The organism is Fictibacillus sp. UD (genome assembly GCF_043558025.1).
Classification (GTDB): Bacteria; Bacillota; Bacilli; order Bacillales; family Fictibacillaceae; genus Fictibacillus.
The window spans coordinates 139,910-157,794 of record NZ_JARUHH010000005.1 but is presented as its reverse complement, the minus strand read 5'-3'; the positions used below and the strand labels follow the sequence as shown (position 1 = coordinate 157,794).

Here is a 17,885-nt window from a genome sequence, read left to right as displayed (position 1 = left end):
AGTCATTTATGATACCTTTTCTTTTGATTGGCCAGCAGGTTCTTTATATCCGCCTTCCCAATACTCAGCATTCTTTATGCCAAGTTTTGTAGAATCGAAGACCGGATCGAGTCCAGCTTTTCTCTGCTCTTCGTAATCTTTTAATACACGAAGTGCTGGCTTTGCCAAAATTAAGATGGCGATCAAGTTCAGCCAAACCATGATACCAAGACCTAGATCTCCTAGTGCCCAAGCAAGGTCTGCCGTCTTTACAGCTCCATAATACGTTGTTCCCAACAGTACAATTTTCAGCAAGAACATCGGAATTCTGTTATTTCGGCCTCGCATGAGATAAGCAATATTCGTTTCTGCAATATAGTAGTAAGCCATAATTGTTGTAAACGCGAAGAAAAATAGTGATACAGCAACAAAGCCAGAACCGAAACCAGGTAGTACAGATTCAATCGCTTCTTGTGTAAATGCAGTACCTGCTTCAACGTTAGGAATATTCTCAACAATAAACGTTTTATCTGCTTCATTTTGAACATTGTACATACCTGTAAAAAGAATCATGAAAGCCGTAGCTGTACATACAAGCCATGTATCAATATATACAGAAAATGCTTGAACTAAACCTTGTTTCGCAGGGTGTGACACCTCTGCAGCTGCAGCTGGATGAGGACCAGTACCTTGTCCTGCTTCGTTGGAATAAATACCGCGCTTTACTCCCCACATAATAGCTGACCCTACAATTCCGCCAAATGCAGAATCAAATGAGAATGCACTTCTGAAAATAAGAGAAAGCACCTCTGGAACCTGCGGAATATGAAAAGCAACGATAATTAACGATACTAATACATAGCCGATTGCCATGAATGGAACTACGTATTGTGCAACATTTGCAATACGTTTAACACCACCAAAAATAATAGCCGCTAAAATGATAACTAAGAAAATACCCGTCACAGATGGATTAATGTTAAAAGCATTATCAAGCCCTGCAGCAATGGAGTTTGACTGAATTCCAGGCATTAGCAGTGCCATAGCAGCTAATGCTGAAATGGCGAAAATGATACCATACCACTTCCAGCCAATTCCTTTTTCAATATAGTAAGCAGGTCCACCTCGATACTCTCCATCCTGCTTTACTTTATATACTTGAGCAAGTGCTGATTCAACAAATGCACTGGAAGCACCAATAAATGCAATCATCCACATCCAGAATACTGCACCAGGTCCACCAAAGCCAATCGCTGTAGCTGTACCAGCGATGTTACCTGTTCCTACACGGCCAGAAAGCGCGATCGCTAAAGCCTGGAAAGAGGAAACACCAGCTTTCGAACTTTTACCTTCCATCATAAGTTTTATCATTTCTTTAAAGTGCCGTACTTGCAAAAATCTAGTTAAAATTGAAAATAATAGCCCTACACCTAAACAAAAATAAATCATCGGCTGACTCCAAAGAATCGCGACTGCATCTCCTACAAACGTTTCAAAGTTACTCAAAAACTTTACCCCCTTGTATTTGACTGAAAATTTTATCTATTTTTAATTATAAAATAAATCATATATGATTACAAATTGTGACAATATATGAACAATTTTATTATCTTATTATGACGTTAGCCTTGGTAAGAAAACAAGATAAAATTCTTTCCAGTATGGACATTTGTATCTTTAGTCGTGTACAAGTTACTAGTTGAATCCCAGAATCCAACAAATTATTAGTAGAATGTAAGTAGGAAAAGTGTAATTTGAGATAACAACAAAAGTCATCTACTCTAGACTCGAAATCTCCCTGCCCTACCGAAAGCGAGCACCTGAAACGGAAATCAACCACTTCCAATAACAACAAAGAATAGCCTTTAAAAGAGCTAACAAAAAAACCATCTGTCCGGCAGATGGTTTAGACTAGTGCGTCTTGTTTACAATCGTTTTAAGCTTTGATTTTCGTATAATTTGATTAATAACTTCTGAAAAAACAAGACCTATGGCAATCGATCCTGATATCATGAATGCTTTTGCTGCTAAATTAATGGCTAAGTTATAATCATTCTGCACAAAGTTTCGCATCGCATTATAGGCTATACCCCCTGGAACAAGTGGTATTATTCCTGCTACGCTATAAATGATGACAGGTGTTTTATATTTTTTTGCAAAGTATTGTGAAGCTATAGCTATTGAAAACGCCGCAATAACGGTTGCTAATACCATGTCCACACCATTTGATTCTAAGAGAAAATAAAAGATCCAACCAATCATACCTACTAGACCGCAATGAAATAGTGAGCGTTTAGGCCCGTTAAAAATAATAACAAAAGCCGCCGACGCGATAAAACTTGTAATAATTTGTTCAACAATCGTCATCGAAAACGCTCCTCCTTAAAAAAATGAAAACATAACTGCGATTCCTGCTCCAATTGCAAATGCTGTTAAAAATGCATCTGCGCCTTTAGCCAGTCCCGAGATGAGGTGTCCAGCCATCAAATCACGAACAGCATTTGTTATGAGTAATCCAGGTACAAGCGGCATTACTGAACCTATAATGATTTTATCAAGTTCTCCGCCAATTCCTGTTGAGACAAACAAGTGTGCCTGCAGGCCAATTAATAGTGAAGCAGAAAACTCTGAGAAAAATTTAATAGGAACGAGCTGATGAAAATACAAAAGAGATAAGAAACCTAATCCCCCTGTAATAAAAGCAGGGACAAAGTCTCCCCAATCCCCCTGAAACATGATTAAGAAACACCCTGAAGAAATGGCTGCAGCTAACACATGAATCCAGAGTGAATAAGGAGATCCTGATTCACTAATTTTCTTAAGTTCTTTGTACGCTTCTTCGATTGTGTATTCCCCAGCACTTATTTTTCGCGATATTCCGTTAACCTGGGCTACTTTCTCTAAGTCTGTTGTACGTTCCACAATTCGAATAAGCTTTGTTTTTGTAGGCTCTAAACCTTCGACTGAAAAAAGTATACCTGTTGGTGTTACATAAGGATGCGATTGATAAGCACCAAAAGAAGCCGCAATGCGCATCATTGTATCTTCTACACGATATGTCTCCGCTCCACTTTGCAGCATAATCTTGCCCGCTAATAGACAAACGGCCATTATGTCATAAGTTTCTTGGTTCTCCATTTCCATTAAGCATACTCTCCAATTAATTACTTACCATCATTCTATCCAAAAACGGATAGTTAATATTTTTACAGTTTAACTGATTGTATCTATTTTCGGCAATGGAGTTGAACAAGTTTACAGATGTTACTACAATTGAGCTATGGATTAGTCACCATAAACCTCAAATAAGTAACTGAATGGATCCTTTTTTTCTGTTCTCAATTTTTTAGATCCGCTTTTTTCATGCAAAGAAACGGGAAACGAAGAAAAAATGACTATAGAAAGGCACATAACGATCAGACTTATAATTCCTGAAAAAATCAACATAATTTTCCCTCCTTATCTTCTTACGCAAAGCGTATGGTATGAAACGCGTTTCAAAGCAAGAAAAACTTTTTCTAAAAGCAGGTGAACGCATGGCTAATATAAGAGATATTGCTAAAATGGCTGGAGTTTCCGTTACCACCGTGTCCCGTGTAATCAACAACCAGCCTTATGTTAGTGCTGAAAAAGTCTCGGCTGTTAAAGAAGCAATGAAGAAATACAACTATCATCGAAACATCAATGCCGTTCATTTAAGTACAGGGAAAACATTTTTAGTCGGAGTAGTTGTTCCTTTTTCAAACCACCCATACTTTGGACTTTTAATAGAGGGAATAGCAAACGCAGCTTTGGCTCACAACTACAAACTCGTTTTGATTCAGACCAACTATGAAAAAAATAAAGAGATAGAAGCCTTAAAGATGCTAGAAGATAAACTAATTGACGCCCTAGTCATCTGTTCAAGAATTTGTGAGTGGAAAGTCATTGAGGAGTATTCAGAATATGGCCCCATTATTTTATGTGAAGATTCAAGGAATAAAAATGTTTCTTCCACATTTGTTGATCATTATAAAAGCTTCAATATAGCCCTTGATTACCTGTACAGGAAAGGGCATAAAAAGATTGGTTACACGATAGGACGTCAATCAGGAACGAATAGCAGCCAAAGAGATGCTGCGTATAAAGGTTTTTTAGCAAAACACGAATTACTTTATGAACCTAGTTTTGTTTTTTCAGGCAGTTTTAACGTTGAAGATGGATATAAGATTGTAGAAGAGTTATCACAGATGAAGTACCGTCCTACTGCGTTACTCGTTACAAGTGACCAAGTAGCTGCAGGAATCTTAGCAAGCTGCAAAGATCAAAACATACTGGTTCCACAAGAGCTTGCCATTATGAGCTTTGACAACCAGCCCATTTCAAAAGTGATGCACATCACAACATTAGAAATCCCTCTTACACTTGTAGGAGAGAAGCTCTTTAATCAAGCATTAAACGGCGATGAAGTTTCACATGAGGAAATACAGGTGCGTTTGATTGAAAGAAAGACAGTCTAATAAAAAAGCTAGTTCTTTAAAGGTTATATGACCTTAAGAACTAGCTTTTTGTTATTGAAGAAGGTTTCCTTCATTTCTTGAGTTTCTTCTTGTTCCAGTCATGAGTAATACCACCATTACTAGGATACCAAGCACAATTAATATCATATAAATCATAGATATTGATATAACGGAATCACTCAAGCTTTGTTTATTCTCATTGTCTGCGGATATGGATAGGATATCTTCTTTCTCTGTAGAAAAAAGACTCATCTTTTTAGCTTTAGAAGTAATGTTATTATTGATGGACGTGACTGTTTGAGAGAAAAGTCCATCTTTTACATCTTCAAACTTGTTTTCCGCGTCCTTGGTAAACGTTAAAGCTTTTTGTTCTTCTGGCAATCGTTGTTTTATATCTGTTAGTGAGTCCTTCAAAACAGCATCTTCTTTATTATTATTTTTTTCATACTGGTTTGGAGTTAGTTCATTAATACTTTTACCGGCAAAAGCAGACTTAGGTCCTAAGAAGATCAGGAAAACAACTGACAATATTAAAATCTGCTTAATAAGCTTCATGGGCCTGATCCGTATTATTTTTCTTAGGAGGCTTTCTCCATAAGTGAACAGCATACGGAATCAATGACAGAATAGCAATGAGGCCTATTAAGAAGAAACAACCTATTCGATAATCATTATCCGCTCCATATTGAATAGACATGTAGACCGCAGACATCGGGTCCTCATATTGGAAGTTAGGTGCAGCTAACGCAAGTAAAGGACTGACAAAGAATAAGATTAGACCAATACTAGCCATCCATCCAACAAATGATCCTATATTAAAGGCTGAACGTACAAGTGTTGATGCAGCCGTTAACAACAGAATAGTAAAGATGGAAAACTGTATGGAGTTTGTATTAGATAACGAGTATATTTCTAGTCCAAACAAACTAATAACTAGTCCCACGATTAAGTTTAATAGTCCGAAAATAGAGTTTTTCACTAAAAACGGAAGTGGACTGAAATAATGACTGAAATAGCCGATTAGTAAACCACTAATTAAGATTACGATCAGAATAACCACTGGCGGAACAGCTTTCACAGCTTCAGATTCCAGCTGTGGATTATTACCCGTCACTTTTAACGGATTCGCTAGATATTCATAAACGTAACCGTTACTTTGACCATCTAAATACGTGTTCCCGAGTACATTGAATACATCATCTCGTACTAGTTTTGTAGATTCAACATTTGTGGTCCATTTTTCATTTAACACGGTTGCATCTTTTTGAACACTGTTAACTCTTCCTTGTAGTTCACCTGTGTAATTTACAACAGAAGCTTGTCTTTCCCCTATTGATGCCATTAGATCATTAATCATTGCTACCTCTTGATTAATGCTTTGCTGATTTGTAATTAATTGTGAACCTTCACCAGTTGGTAATGGTTCATTAGATTGTATTTCCTGAAGCTTCATTAAAACATTGTTTGCACTTTCTTCAATTGAATCAATGTTGCCCATCAACTCTTGCTGCTGCTCATCTAGGCTTATTTGATAATCTTGTTTAAAAGTAGAAAAAGAATTCCCTAGACCCTTCATTTCTTGTTGAGTAACAGGAAACTTAGTTTGAAGTTCATCCCATTTTTCTTTTTCATCCTCACTCACATTTAATGCCTGTTGTACTCGATTGTTTAGATCAGCATTTCCAAGTACTGTTTCTTTCGTTGAAGCACCAGATCTCTTAAGTACAGACTCGTATTTGGTTAATAACCCATAATAAGAAAGTACACCGTCTAACTTCCCGTCTACTAAAGCAGGAGTAAATATTGCAGGATTTAAATTCTTATTAAGATCTAAAAGAACCAACTCCTTAGCACGAATTTCTTCAAATAATTTGGAGTTGTTTTCTTTTAATTTTTTATTTGCATTCATTAGATTGTTGTTTGATTCTACTAGTTTCTTATTCACCTCTAAAATCTCATTCCGGTTTAATAATAGAGATTCATAGGCCTGAAGTAATTTATCATATTCTATTTTCCAGCCATCCTGATTCCCTTTATTTTTTATTCTTTCTTTTACTTCATTTAATCGATTGGATAGATTTGTTAAATCTTCAATAGATTTAATTATTATTGGATCTCTAGGTTCTGGAAGTGATTGTAGTACATTAATAATTTGAAGAGATTGCTCACTAATTTCAGTAAGCTTATTTAGTTCCTCTTCAAAGCTTGGTGATATTGGGGTTCCTGTATCTATAGGTATATCTGGGTTTGTTGGATTCCCTGGATTTTCTGATTCTCCACCTTCACCCGATCCTCCCCCACCTATCCCTGCACGTACTCTACTGATTTCTCCTTCTAACTGAAGGAGTTCTGTTTGTTGCTGTTGCTGAATATAAGCATCTATGATGTCATTATGAATGGTGGCCATTTCACTTTTTTGCCGATCTACTTGTTTATAACGTTCATCATTTAAAATTGAAATAGATTGGTTGTTCCCTTCCAACAATTCGTTAATCCCCGACATATTAGCTATAAATTTATCGCCCTGCTCACTAAAAACTTGTCTAGATTCACTTTGTCTAGCTGCAAAACTCTCTTTACCTGTATTAATGAACATTAGATTTTGCTGTTGTGCTTCACTTAGTAATTTTTGCTGATTCCCCTGGTACTCTTTATATACTTCAACATATTGAACAAAAGATGAGAGCGTTTGTTCAAACTGTTCTAAATTCCCTGCTCGTTTTGGGGATGTCTCATCCGCCTGCTTCATACTAGACTGAAGTTGCACAAGCATATCTTTCTGTCTTTGAAGTTCCGCAGCAAGTTCACCAGAACTAGGCTTATAAAAACTAATCATCGTCGTTTGAAATTCAATCTCTTTCTCAAGAATACGATCAAATTCTTTTCTGACATCCTCCATGTCTTGAGAAACGTAGTTCCAATATAATGATGTCATCTGTTTGTTTAACCGATTACCAGCAAAGTCCAACTCTCGTAATATCTTTTCTTTATTAACGGCAGTAAGCTGTGATTGAACCGTATATTGAAAGTCAGCTTTAGTCGGCTGAGCCTCATTATAGGTTAGAATATTAGACGTAAAGTTAGATGGAATGTAGACAACGGCATCATATTTATTACTTTTTAAGCCGCGATCTGCCGCACTTCTGCTGATTACGGTCCACTTATACTCTGATCCATCTTCCAAAATAGCAGGTACTTCCCTGCCTAATTGAAGTGGATTCTCTTCCTCTTCTGAACCAAGATCTTCGTTTACAATGGCTATTGATCGGGTGCCGTTTGCTTTTGCCTGCATGGGATTATCCCCAATGAAGTGCATAAAGAGCTGGGGAAACACTAGAATAATAGCTATCGCAAGAAACATCTTTATCCTATATTTCCATGAGTTCGTCATGTGTAGATCTTCCTTTCAATTACACTTAGAGGAATTTGTATTTTTGTTTCTTTGCCATTTTCTACGTAATAACCGAAACCTGCATGAATATCTTCTTCTTTTCTGTTATAAGGCAAGGTATATAGACTTTGTTCAGATTTCTTCATCAACACGAGCGCTTGGCGTATTTGTTTTACCTCGTTTGTAAACAGATCAAATCCTTTTGTAATTTCATTGTTATTACCTGAGACAATGACATTAAATCCAAGATGGCTATAATTTTTCATGTATTTCGATAAGCGGTCCTGAATCATACTATCAGTTGTTTGAATGAACCTAGAATAGCCATCGATCACAAAATATAATGGTGTAAACGGCTGTTCCGATATAGTTCCTCTTGATAATGCATCTAAGTACTCGCGCTCTCTTTGTTTAAATATCTCTTCAGATTCATCAAGCCACGCTGAAATATGTTCTTTCGTTTCAAGATAATCTACTTTTTCTTCTCCAGCATAATTAGAAAGGCCGCGGTCAACTGAATCAAACATACCTATTTTTTCAGTTTCTTGAAGAAGAATGGTATTTAACATGACTCTTAACGCATTTGTTTTTCCTTTTTGAGTCTGTCCTACAATGACGCAATGTTTATTTTTAAGAAAGTTCATATGAACAGGCTGCACAAACTCTTCATCAAGCCCGATTGGTAGTATACCTGACCTTTGGTTCCCTTTTGTATATTGAGTGAAGTTCACCATCGTTAGTTCAGAAGGGAGCATTGGAATCGGTTGAGGAGTTGCACTAGTTGAATACTTATCAGCGATTCCTTGAATATCTTTTTTCATATTTTCTAGTAGTTCGTAATCGTCTTCTCCACGAGCGGGCAAATAAATTTGTGAGAAATAAGCTTCTTCTCGTTTAATGATTGCTCTTCCTGGTATGGGTTCTGGTGAAAAAGGAACCTTTCCAAGTACAGTGTAAGATTCTGATTGGTCCATTAAATAATGCACAATTTTCGTCTTCAGGTTATTCATTAGAGACTGCCTGATCGCGTTAATCCTTGTAGCAGTAAAAATCATATAGATTCCTAGGGTTTGTCCATCACGTGCAAATTGTGTCATCTGCATCTCCAGGTCCTGCATCTCTTCTTTTACAAGATCGAAGTTATCGATTGTAATAAAAAGAATTGGCAGTTTCTCTTTATTAAGAGAGTTATACATCTTAATGCTGCTTACTTCGCTTTTTTGGAATTGTTGTTTTCGATCGGCAATCTCATCTTTTAAGAACCTCATAAACTTTTCAATTTTTCTCTCTTCATCCATTAAAAAATAATCAGCCGTATGAGGAAGCTGCCTTAGCGGCAATAGAGACCCGTTACCAAAATCAAAAAGATAATAGTGAATCTCTTCCGGACTTAGCTTGGATGCCATTGATAATAAGAGCGTCATAACGGAATGTGACTTTCCATAGCCAGATGAACCGAAGATACCGATGTTCCCATCATCCATTAAGCGGTATATGTAAGGTGTTTGTGACTGTTTTTCTGGTTCATCTACCATTCCTAAATAGACTTCGTGATCTTTTTCTTCAAACTCGTTTAGATGGATTAAACGACTGTTTAATGGAGGGAGCCACGGACTATTTAGCTTTTTAATTCCCAGTGTCTTCTGCAATTCTTCAATCCGGTCGACGATAACGTCAATCTCTGCTTCAGTTTCTTTTTTATTTTTAGCGTTTGACGTTACTTCCGATAAGGGAATAAGACCTAAATCTGTTACAAGTGCTACTTCATCTTCATTTTCGATTGTTTCCTCCAAATATGGTGCACCGCTCCATGCAGATTGGAATAATTCGTAGACTTCATTGTTACCGACTTGGAGATATCCTCTGCCTGTTATAGTGATAGAAGATGCATCAGCATTTTTTATTATTTCTCTGCTGTCGGCCGCATCTTGAACCTTCAGTGCAATCTTGAAACGGGCATTACTCCAAATTTGGTCATCGATTACTCCGCCAGGTTTTTGTGTAGCAAGTATAAGATGAACACCTAAACTTCTTCCGATCCTTGCAGCACTTACCAATTCTTTAATGAATTCCGGTTCTTCACTTTTCAACTCGGCAAACTCATCAGAAATCAGGAATAAATGCGGCATTGGCTCATATGATTCTCCGCGCTTATAAAGGCTTGTATATTCATTTATGTGATTGACTTGATATTTGTCAAAAAGCCGCTGTCTTCTTTTCAATTCACTTTTTATAGAAGCTAGTGCTCTTGCAGTAAAGTTACGGCTTCCTTCAATATTCGTAATCGTACCTAAAAGATGAGGCATGTTTTTAAATGGTTGTGCCATTCCCCCACCTTTATAGTCAATGAGTAAGAAGGCGACTTCATAGGGATGGAAATTTACAGCTAGAGACAAAATGTACGTTTGTAAGAACTCACTTTTACCAGATCCCGTCGTACCCGCTAACAGTCCATGTGGTCCATGAGCTTTTTCGTGCAGATTCAGCTCTACAATATCCTCTTTGCCTTTTAACCCGATCGGTACGGCTAATGATTTAGAAGACTCTCTTGTCGTCCAATTATGTTCAATTGGAAGATCGACTACTTCTTTAGCTCCAAAAAGTTCTAAAAAAGATACACTGTTTGGAATAGAGTTTGTCATTCCTACAAGATGATTTAATGTTCTTAAGGTTCGAGCGTATCTTTCGTTTCCTTCCCCATTATGATGATCAAGTTTAAACTGAATTTGAACTGCTTTCTTATCCTCGATCAAGATGTCGCCTGTTGAGTCATTTATGTATCGGACAAGCGTGTGTATGTTGTCACTCAGGCTCTCTTTTGTTTCAGCAGCAAAAATCACCGATATACCCAGATGTGAGAATTCTCCTTCTAAATATTCGAGCAATACGTGCTCAGTCATTATCTGCTGATCTAAAATGATAAATACCAAATGAGGTGAAAATCTTATTTTCTCTTTTCCATCACCTGCTTCTAAGTCACGTTCTCGGATTATTTCATAAACAGAGGACAATAATTGGTCCCTTGTCTGCTCGTTATAAATAAGCCCTTTAGCATGTGAATTTGGAAGTTGAAAATGTGGAAGCCATTTCAGCCACTCCCAATCGCTATAATCTTTTTCATTAAAAATGAAAATAAAACGAACGTCATGATAGCTATGGAAAAAAGCTAATTGCCCTATGAGCTGATGAAGTTCACTTTTCATAATCGATTCTTTTCCGATAAGTCCCATTGCACCAGTTGATAAATTAACAGTGATTGGGACATTCTTAACTTCTTTATAAACCTTTTCCATTTTTTGCGACTGTTCTAATAAATGGTCGATTTCCCTGTTCGCCATATCTCCACTGTTTAAAGAAAGAGTATAGCTTGAAGGGACGTTACCCGTTCCAATTCTAATCTGGAGAAAGTCATGGCTTTCTGATGTTCGCTCCCAAATACGATCTGATATCTGCTCTGTATAATATTTCATCTGCTCAAAAGAGGGATAATGATAGTGAAGTACTTTTCTTTGCTTATCTGCTAATTCTTCAAGTTCTTTCCGTTTATTATCTAGATATAAGCTGTATACTTTTTTACGTTTAATTTTTCGTTTTTTAAAATTCCCTCGCTCTTTAAAATACTGCACTGAAGAAGTGACAAGTGTAGTAGCAAACATCACCATCGAAATGATGATAAAGATTCCTCTAGGCTGTATGATGGCTACAATCCCCATAACGATCATCATTAAAAGAGGAGGCATAATAATTAACCAAAGTCCCTTATTTGGATTTTCTCCTTCCTGAGATGGGAAAGACAACGTGACCTTATCCTTTGGAAGTTCAAATACCATCCTGGGCGTTCTTCGGTAGTTGGGATATTTCTTGCTCATTTCAGAAACAGGTTTGTTGGCAATGGGCAGTTTTGAGGTGAATTCTTCCTGACTTGAGATCTGCAGCAAATCTTTTTCTATTAATTTAAGAGACATAAATGGCCAGAATAATAGATCTCCCACCTCAAAAGAAGTCAATCCTGTTATTTTATGGCCATTCAAATACACTTGATCACTCTTAGGCGAGATCATCCATCTTTCTCTTGCTCTTATTAATACAAAAGATTCTTCTTCTGATACAAGATCCTTTGAATGATGAATAACGTGTGCATGAATATTTGTTGCTGCGAACGTATATTCTTTGTTAAACCCAAGATAAAAGGTTTCTTGGTGTACTATATCCGGTGTCAAATAAAGTGATAATGTTTGGGTGCCATCAGAGAAATCGTATGGAGCGTTCTCCGAAACGTAACCGATATTTATGCCGCTTTGAAGAATTTCGAGTTTCTCTCCATCTTGCTTTATCGTTAAAGATCCTTTACTAAAAGGAAAGTTTAAAACAGTGACTGTATCTTGAATGGCAGGGCCAATTGTAAGTGAACGAGAAGAGTCTTTTTTTAGATGTATGTGTTGGTAAGTTTTTTCATGAAATACCCATAGTTTGTTCATACTTCACCCCCTCTAGTTTGCAGTTGCTGGTTTAGGCACAGCTGTAGGATTCTTCTCCTTTTCAGCAGAGGCTGCTTCCTCTCTTGCCTTTTGTTCTTCAGCTTCTTGCTCTTTTTCTTCCTGCTCTTGCGCAAGCCTTTCTTCCTCTTCTACTCGAGCTTCTTCTTCTTTCAACGCTTCTTGTTCCTGAAGATATTCATCGATTTCTGCTTGTACTTCTTTTATTTTTTGCTGTTTTTCCTCACTGCTCAATTCATCATCAGACTTTAATTCTTCACGATATTTAATGAGAGCGAACATAATAAGATCTTGATCCTCTAACGACCGAGCGATATCCAGTGCTTCCTTAGCGTTTCCTCTTCCAATATGAATCCAGTATTGAAAATAAAAAGGATCAGATTGTAAAGTAACAGTGTTCTGTATATTTCCTTTTTGCTCTTCAGTCAGCGATTCATTGATTATGTAAGATGAGGCAAGCTGATATTGAACGACATTAGGCATATCTTCTACTTCATAATCGGACATGACCTCAACGACATCACTGTATTCCTTCCCAAGAAAATGTTCATTGCTACTAACAAACGCTTCCTGTCTTGGCTGTAGAAAAAACAAGGAGTACAGAGTATAGATGAGAGCAGGGATAAAGCAGATTAATAAACCTAACGCTGCATATCGAGTGATTCTCCACTTCTTCTGAGGAATAGTTAAAATCAATTTATCTTTCTCATCTAGTTCGTCTAATTTCTTTTGAATCAGTTGTATAAGTGCATCAATATTTTCGGCTTCTATAACTTCTTTAGCGACAGAAGATAACTCTAACGTTTCATGAAGCTTTAGATAATCCTGAAATGCAAATTTACCATCAACTACGAAGGCAACAGTTGCTTTCAGTTCTTTCCAAACTCTCTCATAGTCGGCCTCATAAGGAGGTATGCTCTCTTTTACTCCATAATGAAGAAAGGAAGGTGTTAAACTTTGATCAAAGACGATGTTTTCTGGACAGACCACAAGGTGCAAACGCGTTAGCGCATGTTCCTTTACTTTTTTAACGAGCTGAAAAGCAAACATCCATTTACTTCTTTCATTTTTACTTTTTAACTCGGGAAAAAATCGATAACGGGCATGAGGGTGAATGTTAATTTTTAGTTCATCATCTTCTAATAAAATAGACCTTTGAATGTCAGAATCAAGTTCCTTCAACAAATCAATTTCTATAACATCATCTAGTTTTATTTTTTCTTTTTGAAACGCAAAAGTAATAGAATCCTCATCTCTGCTTATCTGGGATTCTAAACTTTGTTCCAAGTAGGTTTGATTTTTTTCAGTCATTGCTTAGCCCCCCCTCAAAGGATTTCAAAACGGTCACCTGTCATTATTCCGTGCTCCAGCAGCTTTTGATTGCCGGAAAGCACTATATTTTTATTTGGGACACGCACCCAGAAGCCATCTCTAGGCGGAACATGAATCTGTTTTGTCTGCCATACGATATCAACTACTTTTTTGACAGAATGAAAGTTTGATAAACGAAGATCAAACGTTTCTCCCGTATAATTTTTTAGATCCACCGTAACTTCAATGTACATAAAATAATCACCTCAAAAAGTGAAGAGCGCCTATAGTGTTGAAGGCGCTCCTATAAAACATGACTTAAATAGTGAAGCTACCCTCTAATTTGGCTTGCGATTTGGTTATCAGCGTCTTCAAGAGCTCTAGAAGTATTGTTTAATTGTGTAGAGATGTCTTCGAGAAGCTGTTGCATTTGAAGAAACGATGGCTTTAATGATTCGTATTGCTGGCTGAAAGCTCTGCTTGCCTCCCCTTCCCACATTCCTTCTAATTGACTAATCATGGCATTCAATCTTGAAATCTGATCTCCCACCTGACTGCTTTCATTTGAATATCGGCCTGACATATCGACAAGCTCTGCGGGTGTAACGCGAATAATACCTGACATCTTCTTCTCTCCCTTGTGATTTTATTTTTATAAACAACGACCTATAAAGGTCGGTTGTCCCGAAAGTCCATTTGGATAAATACACCTATATTTGCCCTTTTATGGAAATTACGAAACCATAAATTTGAAAATTTACGATACTTTTTGCTTACTGAAAATGTTTTTAAAAGATTTATTAAGAACATCTCATCCTTTATTCCTAAGTCTGTAGTCTTTTGATCCTTTTACTATTTTTCATAGACTGTAAATTTACTAAAGTGTTTTAAAGATTGTTTTTGGGCTATTTTGCTTGCGAAAATACAGCCTAAATAAAATAAAGCGCATGGATAATCCCATGCGCTTTCTATTCTCCTCTCCACTAGGCTTACTTCATTTTTTCTCAACGTACTCCCTTATCACAAAAAAAGATATCAACAAACTGAAATAGAACATGCAATTAGATGCTAGGAGATTTCTATATGGTCGATAATCAGTTATGTGGTATGCGAGTGTTTCCCGTATAAATAAAGGCAGGGTCATTATAATAAATCCCGTTAAGGCAGCAATAATTAACCAGATTAAGGCCGGCATTTTTTTGTATATAAATATCATTAAAATCGGTAGAATGGTTAACAAAAGGATCCAGATTACTTTTGCGTTATCCATGACAAAACTATAGATAACAGCTGAAAGCAGGAGACTTGGAAGAGTAAGTAATGAAAGAATTAATAGAGAAAATGGAACAGGACTGAAGTAAAGCATATTTCTGCTTTTAAATATAAGCATAATAATAAAGTACAGCGTTATGGCCATTCCTAGCATTTCTAGTATGTACATCGTGTAGATGATGATCTCTTCCCAACTTAGAAATAAATCGTTAAGATATTCATTTACTTTACGTTTGTCGTAGAGAAAAAACAGCCAACCAATTATAATCACAATAATCGGTAGATACCCTGTTATCCTGTAGATGACTGGATCAGTATCTCTCACTAATATTTTTTTCTTAGCCATAATTCATCTTCCTTTCAAACCAATAAACTCACTTACCTAAACGCTTACCCTACACAAAAGCCTGCAAAAGTAAAAAAACTTCTGCAGGCTTCCAATTAGATTCTATTATGATCCGCTTTCCAGTTCGTAATTGCTTGTTTGATCTCTTTTGGCTTCATGTTCTCTGCCGCTGCTTTTTCAGCTAAGCTCGGAAATTCCTCATCAGGTGCAAAACGCAGCGCCACAATCTGCCCGGGTGTAAGACCTGCATGTAGAAGTTTCCCTGTCAGCACATAATAACGCAGGTTCTCTTCTGCACGAATAGCACGATCCTGAGCTTTTAGCGGGTACAGTCGCAATAAAGCAAACGTAACTAGCAGACCGCATGACATGACCAATAAAATTACGGCTAAGAACATATCCTCCGCTTTAAACAAATAAACAATACTCGCAATTAATCCCCCAAGCACTAGCAATGACAATACATAGTGATAGATTGGATGCATACGTGCATGATTTTTATAATTTTGTGTATTCATATAGTTCTCCTCTTTCTTTTCAACAATTTACTCCCACTTAAAGGTAAAGCTCGCTACAATAAATGCTCCGATCAGCCATCCTCCTAAAATCATTGCTTCCATGCCAAGATCAAATAAAGAAGCTCCAACGTTCATGGTTTCACGCAATGCATGACTTAAATGAGCAATCGGCAAAATCTGTACGATTGGCTGCAGGAATTCAGGCATGTCTCTTATCGGAAAGAATACGCCACCTAGAAACAGCATTGGGAAAGACAAGAATCCCGCGATCGGTCCTGCACTCTCAGGCGTTTTTGCAATACCGGCAATAATAAATCCGATCGCCATAAACGCTAACGTTCCCAGCGTAACGAACGCGATAACGGTAAGCCATGAACCTCTGACTTCAATGCCAAATGCAAGCCAGGCTACAGCGAGTACAATCATCGCCTGTAAACCGTTCAGCATGAAACGAGCTGTAATCTGTGCGGCAATAAATGTAGATGCTTTAAGCGTCGTACCTTGCATTCGGCGGAGGATCCCCCGTTCACGCCAGGAAGATATCTGACCTGCAACACCGTTCATGTTATTGCTCATGATCATCATTGCCACAATACCAGGTACAAGGAAGTCGATGTAACGCAGATTTAGCGCTTCTACGCCTTTAGATTCTGTAACCACAACCGGCTGATAATTCACCTGTTTTTTACTGATTGAATCAACCGTATTATTAACGAGCTGAAGTCCGACCTGTGACATTGCCATGTTCGTTTCATTATAATAGATTGGCAGTTTAAATGGTTCTGCCTTATTTTCAGCCAAAAGACTTTCTCCATAACCTTTTGGAATGGTAATAACTAACGTTAAATCCCCTTTTTTCAGCTTATCTAATGCGTCTTTTTCATTAAAATTATCTTCTATCGACACAACTTCAGTCTTTTTAAATTCTTCTATCAAGTTCTTGGACTGTTCACTTTGGTCTTGATCTACAACAGCTGACGTGATTGATACACCGCTGCCATTTCCCAAGAACGAACCTAACATCACCATCAAAACGATAGGAAAAGCGAGTGTCCAGAACAGGACTTGACGGTTTCTGAGGAAGATTCGAAGCTGAGCCAGTGTTAGTAAATAGTATGATCTCATCCTTCTCTTAACCTTCTTCCTGTCATATGGATAAATACATCTTCAAGAGTTGCTGTTCTCGTTTGTAAGTCTACGAGTTTAAGTTCTTTTTCAGAAGCTAAAGCTATTAAACTTGTTAACGTCTTCTGCAAGTCATCCGTATACAAAACATGAACATCTTTCTGACTCCCCACTTGCTTCACCCCGTCAACCTCTGACAAATTCACATCCACTTCATCTTCGTTAAACCGGAATTCAACAGCACTGTCAGACTGGAGATTTTTAACGAGTTCACTAGGCGTGTCCAGCGCAATAAGCTTTCCTTGATCCATGATTGCGATGCGGTCACATAGCACATGTGCTTCATCCATATAATGAGTCGTCAGCACAACCGTTTTCCCTCTGTCTTTTAAGTGCAATATAATATCCCACAAAGTACGGCGTGCCTGTGGATCAAGCCCAGTTGTCGGTTCGTCTAAGAATATGATTTGAGGATCGTGCACAAGTGCAAGTGCAATGGCCAGCCGCTGTTTCTGTCCTCCAGACAACCCTTTGATTCTGCTATTCTTTTTTTCTGTTAAAAGCATGTCATCAATTAATTCAGGAATTGAGATATGTTCACGATAAAAACTTCCGTAGAGATGAAGGATTTCGTCTACCGTTAACAGCTCAAAAAGAGTGGTAGATTGAAGCTGTACGCCAATGACTTCTTTCACTTGATCAAGCTCTCTTGTAATATCAAAACCACCAACGATCGCTGTTCCTTCATCAGGCTTCCGTAGTCCAACCAGCATCTCAAGCGTAGTCGTTTTCCCCGCTCCATTAGGTCCGAGCAGTCCGAATACTTCACCATTATGTACGGAAAACTCACTGCCATCTACTGCAGTAAAGTCTCCATATCGTTTCACAAGTCTTTCAACCTTTATAATTTCTTGCTGTGTTTCCATTTTTCACTCTCCAAACATACAC

15 protein-coding genes are annotated in these 17,885 nt (G+C 37.5%); 1 reads left to right on the top strand and 14 read right to left on the bottom strand.

Annotated features, from left to right (window positions below; all coding sequences use genetic code 11):
• Nucleotides 1–6: 6 nt before the first annotated feature.
• The 4 genes from P8610_RS10600 to P8610_RS10585 form a co-directional block, all read right to left on the bottom strand.
• On the bottom strand, nt 7–1,485 hold the full coding sequence (locus P8610_RS10600) for an alanine/glycine:cation symporter family protein (protein ID WP_394604361.1): 1,479 nt from the start codon (nt 1,483–1,485) through the stop codon (nt 7–9).
• Nucleotides 1,486–1,890: 405 nt separating this feature from the next.
• Nucleotides 1,891–2,346, bottom strand: a complete 456-nt coding sequence (locus tag P8610_RS10595) for a threonine/serine exporter family protein (RefSeq protein WP_394604360.1) — start codon at nt 2,344–2,346, stop codon at nt 1,891–1,893.
• A 15-nt stretch (nt 2,347–2,361) separates the two neighbouring features.
• Nucleotides 2,362–3,123 carry a threonine/serine exporter family protein gene (locus tag P8610_RS10590; RefSeq protein WP_394604359.1) on the bottom strand — a complete coding sequence of 254 codons (762 nt, stop codon included), beginning with the start codon at nt 3,121–3,123 and terminating at the stop codon, nt 2,362–2,364.
• Between the two features lie 141 nt (nt 3,124–3,264).
• Nucleotides 3,265–3,426: a hypothetical protein gene (locus tag P8610_RS10585; protein ID WP_394604358.1), complete on the bottom strand. Its 162-nt coding sequence runs from the start codon at nt 3,424–3,426 to the stop codon at nt 3,265–3,267.
• Between the two features lie 89 nt (nt 3,427–3,515).
• Between P8610_RS10585 and P8610_RS10580 the strand changes: the two genes are divergently transcribed.
• Nucleotides 3,516–4,478, top strand: a complete 963-nt coding sequence (locus tag P8610_RS10580) for a LacI family DNA-binding transcriptional regulator (RefSeq protein WP_394604357.1) — start codon at nt 3,516–3,518, stop codon at nt 4,476–4,478.
• A 51-nt stretch (nt 4,479–4,529) separates the two neighbouring features.
• Here the strand turns inward: P8610_RS10580 and essA are convergent, their stop codons facing one another.
• The 10 genes from essA to P8610_RS10530 form a co-directional block, all read right to left on the bottom strand.
• Entirely contained in the window at nt 4,530–5,006 is a 477-nt protein-coding gene (essA, locus tag P8610_RS10575; protein WP_394604356.1) for a type VII secretion protein EssA, read from the bottom strand.
• Nucleotides 5,007–5,019: 13 nt separating this feature from the next.
• On the bottom strand, nt 5,020–7,869 hold the full coding sequence (gene esaA / locus P8610_RS10570; protein WP_394604355.1) for a type VII secretion protein EsaA: 2,850 nt from the start codon (nt 7,867–7,869) through the stop codon (nt 5,020–5,022).
• Nucleotides 7,866–12,347: a type VII secretion protein EssC gene (gene essC / locus P8610_RS10565; protein ID WP_394604354.1), complete on the bottom strand. Its 4,482-nt coding sequence runs from the start codon at nt 12,345–12,347 to the stop codon at nt 7,866–7,868. Before essC ends, esaA begins: the two co-directional genes overlap by 4 nt.
• A gap of 12 nt (nt 12,348–12,359) precedes the next feature.
• Nucleotides 12,360–13,676 carry a type VII secretion protein EssB gene (gene essB, locus P8610_RS10560; RefSeq protein ID WP_394604353.1) on the bottom strand — a complete coding sequence of 439 codons (1,317 nt, stop codon included), beginning with the start codon at nt 13,674–13,676 and terminating at the stop codon, nt 12,360–12,362.
• Between the two features lie 14 nt (nt 13,677–13,690).
• Nucleotides 13,691–13,930, bottom strand: a complete 240-nt coding sequence (locus P8610_RS10555; RefSeq protein ID WP_289497224.1) for an EsaB/YukD family protein — start codon at nt 13,928–13,930, stop codon at nt 13,691–13,693.
• Between the two features lie 77 nt (nt 13,931–14,007).
• Nucleotides 14,008–14,301 carry a WXG100 family type VII secretion target gene (locus P8610_RS10550; RefSeq protein ID WP_289497225.1) on the bottom strand — a complete coding sequence of 98 codons (294 nt, stop codon included), beginning with the start codon at nt 14,299–14,301 and terminating at the stop codon, nt 14,008–14,010.
• A gap of 369 nt (nt 14,302–14,670) precedes the next feature.
• On the bottom strand, nt 14,671–15,294 hold the full coding sequence (locus P8610_RS10545) for a hypothetical protein (RefSeq protein WP_394604352.1): 624 nt from the start codon (nt 15,292–15,294) through the stop codon (nt 14,671–14,673).
• A gap of 95 nt (nt 15,295–15,389) precedes the next feature.
• On the bottom strand, nt 15,390–15,812 hold the full coding sequence (locus P8610_RS10540) for a DUF6526 family protein (RefSeq protein WP_394604351.1): 423 nt from the start codon (nt 15,810–15,812) through the stop codon (nt 15,390–15,392).
• 27 nt (nt 15,813–15,839) lie between these two features.
• Nucleotides 15,840–16,937 carry an ABC transporter permease gene (locus P8610_RS10535; RefSeq protein ID WP_394604350.1) on the bottom strand — a complete coding sequence of 366 codons (1,098 nt, stop codon included), beginning with the start codon at nt 16,935–16,937 and terminating at the stop codon, nt 15,840–15,842.
• Nucleotides 16,934–17,863 carry an ABC transporter ATP-binding protein gene (locus tag P8610_RS10530; RefSeq protein WP_394604349.1) on the bottom strand — a complete coding sequence of 310 codons (930 nt, stop codon included), beginning with the start codon at nt 17,861–17,863 and terminating at the stop codon, nt 16,934–16,936. Before P8610_RS10530 ends, P8610_RS10535 begins: the two co-directional genes overlap by 4 nt.
• Between the last annotated feature and the right edge of the window lie 22 nt (nt 17,864–17,885).